The organism is Billgrantia endophytica, from assembly GCF_002879615.1.
In the GTDB taxonomy this organism is placed as follows: Bacteria; Pseudomonadota; Gammaproteobacteria; order Pseudomonadales; family Halomonadaceae; genus Halomonas; species Halomonas endophytica.
Genome location: NZ_PNRF01000017.1, coordinates 39897 through 54002, shown reverse-complemented (window position 1 = coordinate 54002; position 14106 = coordinate 39897). Strand labels below are relative to the sequence as shown.

Sequence of the window (14106 nt, the reverse complement as noted above, 5' to 3'; positions counted from 1 at the left end):
TGCCAGTTCGTCCAACAAGGATTGATAACGCATTCTGAGCGGCTAGAATCGGGACACGGCGCGGGCGGCTTCGGCGGCGAGGGGAGCGAAACGGTCTCGAAAATCCGCTTCCTTCCACTCGCTCAGTGAGCCAGCAATATGGATGGCACCGCAAGGCCGCCCGTCCGGCCCTGAAATGGCGACGCCGAGTGCGATTTCTCCTACCAGTATCTCCTCTTTTGCCAGCGCGAAACCCTGGTCTCTTGCCTCCTGTACCTTGAGCATGATGGCAGCCGGGTCAGTGATCGTCCTGGGCGTCACACGACGCCGATTCGATCGCGCAATGATGTCCTCGGCCTCTGCATCATCGAGACTGGCAAGGATGGCCCGCCCGCCAGAACTGCAGAACGTCGGCACGCTGTGTCCCACCAGCGTGGCGTAGAAGGTTTCCCGCTTGCTTTGCATTCGTGCGGCATAAACCACGCGCAGGTCGTCGAAGAGGCTCAGGTCCACGCGTTCCTGAGCATTGCGTCGCAGCTCCAGCAGGACCGGAGTGGCATGCCGCACGATAGGGTTCAGGCAGAGATAGTCCAGTGTGTGGTCGAGCATCCGGATATCGGGCAGAAAGCCGTTGCCAGCACCGTTACGCCGGAGATACCCCATCTGGCGAAGTGTATGGACGATGCGCTGTGCCGCGCTGCGGTCGACGTTCGCCGCCTTGGCGATTTCTGACAGACTGAGTGCGCTGTCCGCCCGGTGGAAGGCCGAAAGCACCTGCATGGCGCGTGCGATCGATTGAATGAATAGCGGGTCGTCGCGATGCTCATCGGTAATACGGCGCTCGCCGGGCTCGGATCTCAAGATGTTTCGCATTCACGCTGTTCCCCTGAGGTTTGCAAACCGCTAGCGGTGCAACTAGCTTGGATTGGAAGGTTGTCTCAATGCGGCTGCATTGTCTAGCGATACAGTCCGTGTCGTTGAGAGACCTCCACCGATATCAAAGCGGCTTTTTCGCTGCTCTGAGCGGAGAACAACAACGATGGCCTATCGGGTAGCGCTGGGAGGTTTCCTTCACGAAACCAATACGTTCGGGCCCAGCAAGGCAGAGTATGCGGATTTCGTGCAGGGGGGCGGCTACATGCCCCTGGCACGTGGTCCCGCGCTATTGGAAAACTGCAGAGGCATCAATCTGGGCATTTCGGGGGCGGTCGATCATGGCCAGGAGGCTGGCTGGGATATGGCACCGCTGCTATGGACTGGCGCCATTCCCTCGGCTCATGTCACCAGAGAGGCTTTCGAGCGCATTTCCGGGGAAATCATAGAGCGGCTGCGAGAAGCCGGCACGCTGGATGGCGTTTTCCTGGATCTCCATGGCGCCATGGTATGTGAGCATCTCGACGATGGGGAAGGAGAGCTGTTGTCGAGGGTGCGTGATGTCGTGGGGCCGGACGTGCCCATCGCCGCCAGCCTTGATCTGCACGGCAACATAACCGCCCGCATGGTAGAGCTGGCGGATATCCTGGTCGGTTTTCGTACCTACCCCCACGTCGATATGGCTGAAACCGGCAGCCGCGCCGCCCAGGCTCTGACCCGTATGATGCAGAGCCGGCGGCCGATCGCCAAAGCCTACCGGCGACTTCCCTATCTGGTGCCCATTTCCTGGCAGAGTACCGATCTGGAACCCGGCGCCGGCCTCTACAGGCTCGTGGCGGAGCTGGAGCGGGACGATGTGGTCAGTACCTCGCTATTCATGGGGTTTCCTGCGGCGGATTTTCCAGACTGTGGCCCAGTGGCAATCGCCTACGCCGGTACGGCGGATGCTGCCCAAACCGCAGTCGAACGAGTTGTCCGGGCCTACGAGCAGGCGGAGGGCGCCTTCGTGGGCCCGGTCTACGATGCCGAATCTGGTGTGGCCGAAGCCATGCGTCTCGTCAGGGAAGGCGTCTCCGGCCCTGTGGTATTGGCCGACACGCAGGACAATCCAGGGGCCGGTGGCGATTCGAACACGACGGGGATGTTGCGTGCACTGGTCGCGGTTGGCGCCGAGGAGGCGGCCATTGGCCTGATGGTTGATCCCCACGCTGCGGCGCAAGCGCACCAGGCGGGGGAGGGAGCTGAGATATTCCTTTCCCTTGGGGGGCAATCGGGGGTGCCGGACGACGCCCCCTACACGCTGCGCGTCACCGTGGAAACCCTCGCGGATGGCAAGCTCACGGCTCCGGGACCTTTCTATGGCGGAGCAAGGCTCGACCTGGGCCCTTCGGCCTGTCTGCGAGTGGGGGGTGTGCGCATCGTTGTCACCAGCCGCAAGGCGCAAATGGCCGACCGTGAGATGTTTCGTTTTGTCGGGATCTCTCCTGAAGAGGCCAGCCTTCTGGTGGTCAAGAGCTCGACTCACTTTCGCGCCGACTTTGCGCCGATCGCATCCGCCATTCTCATCTGCACTGCCCCCGGGCCGATGGCTTTCAGCCCCGCCGACCTGCCCTGGCGCCGGCTTGCGCCAGGCATGCGGCTATTTCCACTTGGGGAAACCTACGGTACGCAATGACGGCTCGACGCGTGTTGTTGGGAACCTCAACCTGACGAGACAAGAGGACCATCATGTTACAACGTGAACGAAAGTCGATCGGTCTCAGGACAGTACAACGCGGTGGCATTGTGGCAGCCGTTGCTGCAGCGGCAATGTCCATCCCGATGGCGGCAACGGCCGAGGAAACCACCATAACGGCGGTGATGCATTCCAGCCTACGGGTGCTGGACCCGATAACCACCACCGCCCATATCACGCGCAATCATGGCTACATGATCTATGACGTGCTGATCGCGCAGGACGAGAACTTCGAGGCCCAACCGCAGATGGCGGACTGGGAGGTCTCGGAGGATGCGCTCGTTTATACCTTTACGCTTCGCGATGGGCTGCTGTTTCATGATGGCGAGCCGGTAACGGCCGAGGATGTCGTGGCATCGTTGGAGCGTTGGGGCAACAGGGACGCGGGCGGTCAACTGATCTTCGATGTCACGGACAGCCTGGAAGCGAGCGACGACGATACGATTGTCTGGACCCTGTCCGAACCTTTCGAGCCGTTGATCAACACGCTGGCCAAGCAGGCCGCCGTTCCACCCTTCATCATGCCCGCCCGTATCGCAGGAACCTCACCAGACAGCAATATCGATGAGCATATCGGTTCGGGCCCCTTCGTTTTTGTCGAAGACGAGTATGACCCTGGCCAAAGCGTCACTTATGAACGCTTCGAGGATTACGAACCCCGCGATGAAGCGGCCAGTTGGATGGCCGGCGGCAAGGTTGTCAACGTCGACCGGGTGATCTGGACGACCATGCCGGACTCGCAAACGGCGATCAATGCGCTCAATTCCGGTGAGATCGACTACCTGGAACAGGTCCAGGTCGACCTGCTGCCCATCCTGGAGGCCAACCCCGACGTCACGGTCGAGCTGCGTGATCCCCTGGGCTACCAGACGATGGGCCGCATGAACTTCAAGCACCCGCCCTTCGATGACAAGCGTATCCGGCAGGCCGCTCTCATGGCGCTGAGCCAGGAGGATATTCTGGCCACCATGATGGGAGACCCGGAGTACTACGAATTGTGCGGTGCCATCTTTGGTTGCGGCACTCCGTACGAGGATGAATCCGGTGCAGAAAGCCTGCTTGCCGGTGGTGATCAGGAGGGCGCGAGGGCACGACTGGAGGAGGCCGGCTACGACGGAACGCCCATCGTGCTGATGCAGCCGACGGATGTGGCCAGCCTCGTCAATCAGCCCGTGGTAGCGGCGCAGGCACTGCGCAACGCTGGCTTCGAGGTGGACATGCAGGCCATGGACTGGCAGACGCTGGTCAACCGCCGTGCCAGCATGGACGCCCCGGGTGAAGGGGGGTGGAATATCTTTTTCACCAACTGGCAGATACCCGAGATCAATGACCCCCTGATCAATGTGATGCTGAATGGGCGCGGCGATGAGGGCTGGTTTGGCTGGCCCGAAGATGACGACCTCGAGCAGTTGCGAGCCGATTACATTGCCGCCAGTACCGAGGACGAGCAGCTCGACGTCGCCCGAAAGCTCCAGGCCTACGCCCTCGATGAGGTGATCTACGTGCCGCTCGGTCAGTACAACATGCCCCAGGCGTTGCGGAACACTATCGAAGGAATGATTCCTTCACCGGTACCGGTGTTCTGGAATATGGAAAAGCGTGACTGACGCCTGTGTCACGGTGGGCTGCTTTCATTAGCGGCCCACCCTCGCTCTCCTGGCAGCGGTGAAACATTGCGTCGATTCCCTCTTATGCGCAACCAGTCAGCGCAAGGGCAGGTCCCGATATGTTCGGCTATATCATAAGGCGTATCCTGGGCGTGATTCCGGTCATGGCGATCGTGGCGTTGGTCGTATTCCTGCTGCTCAGGCTTACGCCCGGCGATCCGGCTGCCATCCTTGCCGGCGATTCCGCGACCGCGGCCCAGTTGGAACGGATCCGCGAATCGCTGGGCCTCAACGATCCGCTTCACCTTCAGTTTTTCAACTGGATCCGGCAATTGCTCCAGGGCGATTTGGGTACTTCGCTGATTTCCAATACCGACGTATCCCAGATGATAGGCCGGCGTATCAACCCGACGATAAACCTCGCCGTCATGACTATCATCATCTCGGTTTTGATGGCGGTTCCGATGGGCGTCATTGCCGCCTGGCGGCACCGCAGCTGGATTGATTACGGTGTCATGACGTTTTCCGTACTGGGATTCTCGGTTCCGGTATTCGTGATCGGCTATATCTTCATCCAGATATTCGCCATTGAACTGCGCTGGGTGCCCGTGCAGGGATACGCCCATCCTACGCAGGACCTGATGGGCTTCTTTCAACGCGCCATTCTGCCATCGCTGACTCTGGCCACGATCTATGTGGCACTGATCGCCCGGATGACCCGGGCCAGTATGCTGGAGGTGTTGGGAGAGGATTACATTCGTACCGCCCGGGCCAAAGGCGTCCGCGAGAACGTCGTCCTTTTTCGCCACGCGCTGCGGAATGCCGCGGTGCCCATCATGACGATCATCGGTACCGGCTTTGCTTTGCTGATCTCGGGAGTGGTCGTCACGGAGAGCGTGTTCAATATTCCCGGTATCGGACGTCTGACGGTGGATGCAATCCTGGCACGTGACTATCCGGTCATCCAGGCCATGATTCTGCTTACGGCTGGTATTTATGTGCTGGTCAACCTGCTCATCGATATCTCCTACAGCCTGATCGATCCAAGGATTCGCTACTGATGGCTGATGTACAGCAACCCACATCCGGGATGCAGGTGGTACTTGGTGCCTTGTCGCTACCGAAAAAGTGGCGTCTCGGCATCGGGCCGATCATTGCCGTCATTGTCCTGTTGGCCATCGTGATGGCGGCGGTATTTGCCCCATTATATGTGCCTTATGACCCCTCTCAGATGAGTTCGACCAATCGGCTCCAGCCATCCAGTGCCGAGCATCTTTTCGGAACAGACCCCTATGGCCGCGATCTGTTCAGCCGCGTCGTAACGGGTGGCCAAGTGTCCCTGCTGATCGGCATCGGTTCGGCGATCGTCAGTGTACTGGTGGGGCTTGCGATCGGACTGGTTTCCGGTTTTTTCCGTATTGCCGATGCCATCATCATGCGCGTCATGGATAGCCTGATGGCGATTCCGGCCATTCTGCTGGCTATTGCGCTGGTGGCACTGAGCGGGCCGAGTATCACCTCCGTCATCATCGCCATCACGATCCCCGAGGTCCCACGAGTCGTCAGGCTGGTGCGCTCGGTCGTGCTTGGCGCACGGGAGGAGCCCTATGTAGAGGCCGCCATCGCGCTGGGCTCCAGCATGCCCAGGATTCTCTGGCAGCACCTGATGCCCAATACCCTGTCGCCGCTGATCGTGCAGGGCACCTATATCTGCGCGTCTGCCATCCTGACCGAGGCTATCCTGTCGTTTCTTGGCGCCGGGGTCAGTACGGAGATTCCCACCTGGGGCAACATCATGGCCGAGGGGAGAACCTATTTTCAGGTCAACCCGGGTCTGATCTTCTGGCCGGGGCTCATGCTGTCGCTGTGCATACTGTCGATCAACCTGCTGGGGGATACGGCCCGCGATATCCTCGACCCGCGTCTCAAGAAACGGGAGGCCTGAGCCAATGCAGTTCAAGTCACGCAATTTCGATCGGGCCGAGACGATTCTGGACATCTGCAACCTGTCGGTCTGCCTGCCAGACCAGCCCGATATCGCGCCGGTCCTCGACGGTATCAACCTGACTATCCGTGCCGGCGAGACCGCGTGTCTGGTTGGTGAAAGCGGTTCGGGTAAATCCGTGACGTCGCTCGCGGTAATGGGATTGCTGCCCAAGGGATCGCTGACGGTCTCGGCTGGCGAGATAAGGCTGGATGATACCGACCTATTGACCCTCTCTCCGTCAGACATGCGCAAGGTGCGTGCACGCCGTATCGCCATGATCTTTCAGGAGCCCATGACGGCACTGAATCCGGTGATGCGCGTGGGGGAGCAGATCGAGGAAGTCCTCACAACTCACGAGAAGGCGTTGTCGTCGAAGGTTCGACGCGGGCGGGTGCTCGATATCATGGCGCAGGTACACCTGCCGGAGGTCGAGCGCATCTACGGCTCCTATCCGCATCAGCTATCGGGTGGGCAGCGCCAGCGCATCATGATTGCCATGGCGCTGGTGCTGGAGCCGAAACTGCTGATAGCCGACGAGCCGACCACGGCGCTCGATGTGACGACGCAGGGGCAGATCCTGTCGCTGATTGCCGAATTGCAGGAAAGGCATGGCACGGCGGTGCTGTTCGTGACCCATGACATGGGTGTGGTCGCCGAAATCGCGGATACCGTGCACGTGATGCAGTATGGATGCATTGTCGAGCATGCGCCGGTCGAGCGTCTGCTGCGCCAGCCGCAGGAGGAGTACACCCGCAAACTGCTCAGCGCCGTACCGAGCCTCGTGCCGCGACCCACTCGTCCCGCCATGCTTGACGACAATGTGCTCGAGGTCCGCAACATGGAGAAGGTCTATGCCCAAGGCGGCTTTCTCGTGCGCAAGGCCGGCACGCTGGCTGCGACAGGCGTGGATCTCTCTATTGCGCGGGGACGTACGCTGGGAATCGTGGGTGAAAGTGGTTCGGGGAAGTCGACCGTTGCGCGCTGTATTCTGAGGCTGGTCGACCCGACGTCGGGTGAGATTCGGGTCGCCGGTACCGAGATAGCGCGCCTGTCACGACGTGCGCTCAGGCCCCACCGCAAGCACTTCCAGATCGTTTTTCAGGATCCCTTTCGATCCCTCAATCCGCGCTGGACCGTCTCACGCAGCCTCACCGAGGGCCCGGTCAATTTCGGCATTACGCGACGCGATGCGCTGTCGCGGGCGGGTGAACTGATGGAACTGGTGGGTCTGCCGCGGGATGCGCTTGCTCGCTACCCGCATCAATTCTCTGGTGGTCAGCGGCAGCGCATCGCCATCGCCCGTGCCGTGGCCATGCGTCCTGACGTTCTGGTGGCCGACGAGGCCGTCTCGGCACTGGATGTCTCGGTCCAGGCACAAGTGATCGAACTTCTCGACGACATTCAGGAAAAGCTGGGTATCGCGATCCTGTTCATTACCCACGACCTGCGTGTGGCGGCTCAGATCTGTGACGATGTCGTGGTGATGCAGCGCGGCGTGGTCGTGGAGTACGGCCCCGCGGGCGAGGTGCTCTCCCAACCACGTCATGATTACACCCGCTCCCTGATCGAGGCCGCACCCGGGCGCCTGTGGGATTTCGCCAATTTCCGCGAGATTCGGACTGCCTGAGGCCCACCCGGGCGCACGCCATGAACCGCAAGGGCCCGAACCGTTGTCCCCACCAAGCGAACCAAGGAAGAGGATCATGCCCGTTCTGCCACGCATTGCCGAATTCATCGATGAACTGATCGATATCCGCCACGATATCCACGCTCATCCCGAGCTCGGATTCGAGGAGACGCGTACCGCCGGTATCGTCGCCGACAAGCTGCGGGGCTGGGGTGTGGACGAGGTCCACACCGATATCGCCGGCACCGGCGTGGTCGGAGTGTTGAAGGGCAAGGCAACGAGCCAGCGCTGCATCGGGCTGCGGGCCGACATGGATGCGTTGCCCATCGAGGAAGCCACCGACCTTCCCTATATCTCGAGACATCCCGGCAGAATGCATGCCTGCGGCCATGACGGCCATACCACCATGCTGCTGGGGGCCGCACGTTACCTGGCGGAGACGCGACACTTCGCCGGGACCGTCGTCCTGATCTTTCAGCCCGCGGAGGAGGGCCTGGGCGGCGCCCGGCGAATGCTCGAGGAGGGGCTGTTCGAGCGTTTTCCCTGCGACGAGATCTATGGCATCCACAACGATCCCGGCAGCCCGGCCGGCCAGGTCACCGTCAAGCAGGGGCCGGCGATGGCCGGCGCCACCTTCTTCGATATCCGCGTGGAAGGCGTCGGCAGCCACGCGGCGATGCCTCACCAATCGCACGATTCGATCATGGTGGCCGCATCGCTCATCCAGCAGCTGCAGACGGTGGTCAGTCGCAGCGCTCCTCCGGAAAGCCCACTGGTGCTCTCCGTCACGCAGGTTCATGCCGGTTCGGCCTATAACGTGATCCCCGACGGAGCGACTCTGGCCGGCACTATCCGCTACTTCGATGACGAGGTCTGCGAACTCGCGCATGAACGTATCCGCAGCATCTGTGCCGGCCTGGAGCGGGCCCATGATGTGCGCATCACCGTGGAGCTGCGCAACATCTTCAACGTGCTGGTGAACGATGCAACGTGCACCCAGGCCTATCTCGAGGCGGCACAGGAAATCGTCGGAGCTGCCAATGCCTCGGAGACGGGCAGGCTCGTCACCGGTAGCGAGGATTTCGCCGACATGTTGAAAGTCGTGCCGGGAGCCTATTGCTGGATCGGCCATGAGGGCTCGATTCCCCTGCATAACCCGGGTTACGTGCTCGATGACGGCATTCTTCCCGTTGGGGCCAGCGTCATGGCGCGCATGGTCGAACGACGCCTGCCGGTCGGTACATGAAAAGGAGCCGCCATGAATATCACCGTCTACCCGGCTCGCCGGCTCTACACCATGAACCCCTCCCAGCCGACGGGGGAGTGCCTGGCTGTGCGGGACGGCCGTGTCCTGAGCGTGGCACCGCTGGATGAAATAAAGCGTTTAGGCGATGTGGTCATCGACGAGCGTTACGCCGACAAGGTCATGATGCCCGGGTTCGTCGAGGGACATAGTCATGCCCTGGAGGGGATCATCTGGGATTATGTCTACCTGGGCTGGTTCGACAAGATCGCACCCGATGGTACGCTCTGGGCAGGCGTGCGAGATGCCGGTTCGATCCAGCAACGCCTGCGCCGCAGCCTCGCCGCACTCCCTGTCGATCAGCGCCTGATCGCCTGGGGTTTCGACCCGATCTACTTCGATGGCGCACGCCTGGACAAGCGGCTACTCGATGCGGTCAGCCCGGAGGTCCCGATCATCGTCATGCATGCGAGCCTGCATGTCATGACCGTCAATTCGGCCGTGATCGATGCGATCCAGGTGTCGGAAAAACAGATCGATGGCATCGTGCGTGACAGCACCGATCAGCCAACCGGTGAGCTTCAGGAACTGCCGGCCATGCATCTGGTATTCGATCATTACGGCATCGACTTCTTCGAAGCCGCCAGCACGCCTCGCGCCCTCGTGCAGTACGCCCGGGCCGCCAGGCGCGAGGGCATCACCACCATCACCGACCTGCTCAACCCCTTGAGCGAGAAGGCCATTGCGTCGATGCGCGCCACCACGGCCGACCCGGACTTCCCTGTTCGCCTGGTTCCCGCCCTCAACGCGCTGGACTGGGAGCCCGGGGCCGGCAGCGAGCGGGTTCGCCAGGCGATGCGGCACAATCACGACAAGCTGCACTTCGGTATCGTCAAGATCGTCACCGACGGTGCCATCCAGAACTTCACTGCCCGGCTGATGTGGCCCGGCTACCTGGAAATGGCGAGCAACGGAGTCTGGAACGCACCGCCCCAGGTCTTCCATGACATGGTGCAGCACTACCACCAGGCCGGCCTGCAGCTGCACATCCATACCAACGGCGACGAAGCGGTGGAGATCATCCTCGAAGCCCTGGAAGAGGCGTTGACCCTGTGGCCGCGCCCCGATCATCGCCATACCCTGCAGCACGTACAGCTGATCCGCCAGGACCAGCTGCGTCGTGTCCGAGCCTTGGGCGCCTGCCTGAATATCTTTGCCAACCACATCTATTACTGGGGCGACATCCACCGTACACGCACACTCGGCTTCGATCGCTGCCAGCGGCTGGAACCCACCGCCAGTGCCGAGCGCCTTGGCATCCCATTCGGTATCCACTGCGATGCTCCCGTGACACCCCTGTCGCCGCTGTTCACGGCACACTGTGCCCACACCCGGGAGACCGCATCGGGAGAAGTGCTGGGCAGCGCGGAAGCCATCAGCCGCGCCTGCGCCCTGGAAGCCATCACCCTGGGTGCGGCGAGGACGCTGCATCTGGACCACTGCATCGGCAGCCTGGAGCCCGGCAAGTGGGCCGATGTCACGGTACTCGATGATGACCCGCTGCAGGGCGACAAGTCCCTCAAGGAGATCGGCGTGCATGCGACTCTGCTGGGAGGGCGGCCCACCACCCATGCCTGAACCGGCCCCCATCGATACCCTGCTGCTGTGCGGCTTTCTGGGCAGCGGCAAGACGACCCGCATCAATCAGCTGATCCGGGCAGGCCGGCTGCGTAATGCCCTGTTCCTGATCAATGACTTCGGCACGCTCAATATCGATGCTGAATGGATCGACGCCCGCGAGGACGGTGTCCTGCGCCTCAATAACGGCTGCGCCTGCTGCGGGATCTCCGGCAATCTATCGGCTCAGCTGACCGAGATACGCCGGTGGCCTGGGCCGCCCGAATGCCTGGTCCTCGAGGCGAGCGGTGTGGCTCGTCCACGTCCGCTGATGCAGCTGTTCGATGCCGCCCGGGGATATCGACTGGGGCGGGCCGATACGCTGGTCGACCTGTCGGCGATCCGGTCGCTGCTCGATGACGACGCGGTCGGCGATATCGTGCACGACCAGCTTCGCGATGTCGGTCATATCCTGGTTAGTCGCTATCACGCCATGCCAGGCGGTGCGGCGGACGCAGCCCTTGAACGGATCAAGGCGATAAACCCCCATGCCAGAGTCGATTGGCTGCCTCCCGTGGCCCCCCCCTGCCGGCGGCAGGTTTCCCGACGTGCCATGCCATCATGGCCGGATTTCGCCAGGTTGGCGAAGCCAGCGTCATCGATTGTCAGTCGAACGGTTCATCTCGACGCGCCGGTGGACATCGAACGCCTGGAAAGCCTGCTCGATGCCGCTCGCGTGCTGCTGCTGCGCGCCAAGGGCATGCTGCGCAGTCATGACGCACCCGCTGACATGCTGGCAGTGCAGTGGACCGCCGGTGAGCTGCGCCTTTCCCCCCTGCCGTCGGCCAGGCACCAGGCCCTGGTGCTGATCGGCAAGGGCGAACCGGGGCTCGACGCCCTCGTGACCTGCCTGGAGACCGCAGTGGTCAATCAGAATCGCGAAAAGTGATCTCCCTTGGTGGCGCGTCAACGTTTCCAGTCTCTATCCTGTCGGCCAATGTTTCCGGAACGTAAATCGTTACGAAAGGGCGTGGGCTCCATGGGGCGAGGTCGTGTATCAACGCGTTGCGTTGCATTGCTGGTCGTGCTGATGTCGCTATGGACGCAGGCAAACGCGGGTTGTCCGAACTGGTCTCCCGCGCAGGCCTCAAGGGCGATGGCGGAACTCGGCGAGCGGATCGCCGAATGGGATGAAGCCTATTATCAACGCGGCGAACGGCTGGTCGAGGACAGCCTCTATGATCAGTCAAGGCGTCGCCTCGACGACTGGAGTGCCTGCTTTGACGGCCCCGGTACGCCTATTCCTCCCCGGGAAAGCCAGGGTGCCGAGCCCCATCCCGTGGCCCAGACCGGCCTGGACAAACTCGCCGACCACGACGCCCTGGGCCGTTGGATGCAGCGTCGCCACCATCACGGGCTCTGGGTACAGCCCAAGGTCGATGGCGTGGCGGTCACCTTGATCTATGAACGGGGCGAACTCGCTGGAGCCCTCAGCCGGGGCGACGGAATCACGGGCCAGGATTGGCTGCACCATGCCCGTCGCATTCCGGCCGTCCCGCAACGGCTCTCCGAACCGCCGGCCACGCGTATCGTGCTACAGGGTGAGCTTTACCATCGCCGCGATGCCCACGTACAAGCGGAACGAGGCAGTGACGGTGCCCGCAGTGCGATCATCGGGCTGATGGCCCGCCGCCAACTGTCCCCGGACGATGCCGACCAGATTGGCCTGTTCGTGTGGGACTGGCCCGAGGGCCCGGAGACGCTGGATAGACGACTGGATGCGCTGCATGCCTGGGGGCTGCAAGATAGCCGACACTATACCCAGTCCGTTTCAAGCCCTCGGGACGTCGTTGAGTGGCGGCAGCGTTGGTACCGGCAGGCGCTTCCCTTTGCCACCGACGGCATCGTCATCCGCCAGTCCAGCCATCCCGCGCCACATCAGTGGCAACCCGGCCCGCCTGCCTGGGCCGTGGCCTGGAAATACCCTGCCAGCCAGAGCCTGGCGATGGTGAGGGGGGTGGATTTCAGCATCGGCCGCACTGGCCAGATCACGCCGGTGCTGCAGCTCTATCCAACCTCTCTCGATGACCGCACGATACGGCGTGTCAGCCTTGGCTCGCTGGACCAGTGGAAGGCGCAGGATATCCGGCCAGGGGACCAGGTGGTGATACGCCTCGCTGGCCTGACCATTCCTCGATTCGAGAGAGTGCTGATTCGTCATGAGCCCCGTGAAACGATCTCGCCGCCCGATCCGGGGGCATATCACCCGCTCAGCTGCCTGCGCCTGGCCCCCGGCTGCGAAAGTCAATTCCTGGCACGCCTGACCTGGCTCTCCAGCCGGGATGGGCTGAATATGCCGGGGATTGGCGAAGGTAGTTGGAAACGCCTGATCGAGGCCGGGCTGATCGAAGGCCTGCTCGACTGGCAGGCACTCAGCGAAGCGCAGCTGGCGACGGCGTCCGGGGTCGGCGCGGTGCGTGCCCGTCAGTGGCGCGAGACCTTCGATGCCGCGGCGTCGCGGCCCTTGCCTCGATGGCTGCGCGCGCTGGGCATGCCAGCGGTCGAGGATTCGCTGCTACGTGATACCCGGGGCGAGATCCGTCTCGAGGAACTCCGGCGGCGCCCGCATGGCGCCTGGCGGCAGCACGCCGGCATTGGCGAGGTCACTGCCGACCAACTGGTGGCCTTCTTCGGTGATCCGGAAGTTCGAGCCTGGTTGGACAATCTTGACGCCGTACGGTAGCGCGAGCGTATCTTCACTTCCGCCCTGTAGGAACGCCCGGTCCGACGCCTCGGCTTTCCCTTCCTGTTGGAGCGCCGCTTCGCGTCGCGACTGGCGCCGCAGGCGCCTGGGCGGAGGCCGCCGTCATTGGCGGCTATTGCCAGCATTGGGCGACACCGCGGTCGCGAGCTGACGCCACCTCTCATGCTTTTAGGGTTGAGAGGATGTCAAAGGCGCTGAATCTCGATCAGGTGGCCGATGATGGGATAGCCGGCTTTCTTGGCCGCCTTTTCGGCCTCCAACTGAGCCTCGAGCTTGGAGATGCTGGTGGAGTGGTGTTCAAAGACGCTGTCCAGTTCGAGTGGCTTGGTCCGTACGGCCAGCTTGACGAGATGGCCGGTCTTGTAGGAACTGGCCGACTGGCCCGGTTTGGTGTTCTCATGAGCCGGCACCGAACGAGACGGCCGCTTGCTCCCTTCCTTGGGATTCTGAAAGGCGTTGATTTCACGCCGCATGCTTTCCTCGAAATCCTCTAGTTCCGTTTTCATCTTGCCCCTATGCATTGAGTACGGTCTTGTCGAGTATGGCAAAGAGTCGTTCGACGCTCTTGCCATATTGGAATCAAGTGCACCGCGACGCTAATACCATCAAGGCTTGTCGTGCCTGCTTCTCTATAACATTTCGTTACCACATTTTCCAGGACGCCGCTGACGCGT

General features: G+C 62.1%; 11 protein-coding genes. 9 read left to right on the top strand and 2 right to left on the bottom strand.

Annotated elements, in window-relative coordinates; translation table 11 throughout:
* Positions 1-42: 42 nt before the first annotated feature.
* Complete coding sequence (locus C1H69_RS08870) at positions 43-852, bottom strand: IclR family transcriptional regulator (protein ID WP_102653048.1); 810 nt, start codon at positions 850-852, stop codon at positions 43-45.
* A gap of 166 nt (positions 853-1018) precedes the next feature.
* Between C1H69_RS08870 and C1H69_RS08865 the strand changes: the two genes are divergently transcribed.
* From C1H69_RS08865 to ligB, 9 genes are all read left to right on the top strand, one after another.
* The gene (locus C1H69_RS08865) at positions 1019-2527 is read left to right on the top strand and encodes a M81 family metallopeptidase (RefSeq protein WP_102653047.1); all 1509 of its coding nucleotides are present in this window, start codon (positions 1019-1021) and stop codon (positions 2525-2527) included.
* Between the two features lie 53 nt (positions 2528-2580).
* Positions 2581-4194: an ABC transporter substrate-binding protein gene (locus C1H69_RS08860; RefSeq protein ID WP_102653046.1), complete on the top strand. Its 1614-nt coding sequence runs from the start codon at positions 2581-2583 to the stop codon at positions 4192-4194.
* 119 nt (positions 4195-4313) lie between these two features.
* On the top strand, positions 4314-5255 hold the full coding sequence (locus C1H69_RS08855) for an ABC transporter permease (protein WP_102653045.1): 942 nt from the start codon (positions 4314-4316) through the stop codon (positions 5253-5255).
* Positions 5255-6139, top strand: a complete 885-nt coding sequence (locus C1H69_RS08850) for an ABC transporter permease (protein ID WP_102653044.1) — start codon at positions 5255-5257, stop codon at positions 6137-6139. The genes C1H69_RS08855 and C1H69_RS08850 overlap by 1 nt, the downstream gene beginning before the upstream one ends.
* A gap of 4 nt (positions 6140-6143) precedes the next feature.
* The gene (locus tag C1H69_RS08845; protein WP_102653043.1) at positions 6144-7808 is read left to right on the top strand and encodes an ABC transporter ATP-binding protein; all 1665 of its coding nucleotides are present in this window, start codon (positions 6144-6146) and stop codon (positions 7806-7808) included.
* 76 nt (positions 7809-7884) lie between these two features.
* Entirely contained in the window at positions 7885-9054 is a 1170-nt protein-coding gene (locus C1H69_RS08840) for a M20 aminoacylase family protein (protein WP_102653042.1), read from the top strand.
* Between the two features lie 12 nt (positions 9055-9066).
* Positions 9067-10689: an amidohydrolase gene (locus C1H69_RS08835; protein WP_102653041.1), complete on the top strand. Its 1623-nt coding sequence runs from the start codon at positions 9067-9069 to the stop codon at positions 10687-10689.
* Entirely contained in the window at positions 10649-11617 is a 969-nt protein-coding gene (locus C1H69_RS08830) for a CobW family GTP-binding protein (RefSeq protein ID WP_165789446.1), read from the top strand. The genes C1H69_RS08835 and C1H69_RS08830 overlap by 41 nt, the downstream gene beginning before the upstream one ends.
* Before the next feature lie 48 nt (positions 11618-11665).
* Positions 11666-13411 carry an NAD-dependent DNA ligase LigB gene (ligB, locus tag C1H69_RS08825; RefSeq protein ID WP_338066168.1) on the top strand — a complete coding sequence of 582 codons (1746 nt, stop codon included), beginning with the start codon at positions 11666-11668 and terminating at the stop codon, positions 13409-13411.
* Between the two features lie 206 nt (positions 13412-13617).
* Here the strand turns inward: ligB and C1H69_RS08820 are convergent, their stop codons facing one another.
* Positions 13618-13938 (bottom strand): hypothetical protein, encoded by a 321-nt coding sequence (locus tag C1H69_RS08820; protein ID WP_133154962.1) that lies wholly within the window; start codon positions 13936-13938, stop codon positions 13618-13620.
* Positions 13939-14106 lie beyond the last annotated feature (168 nt).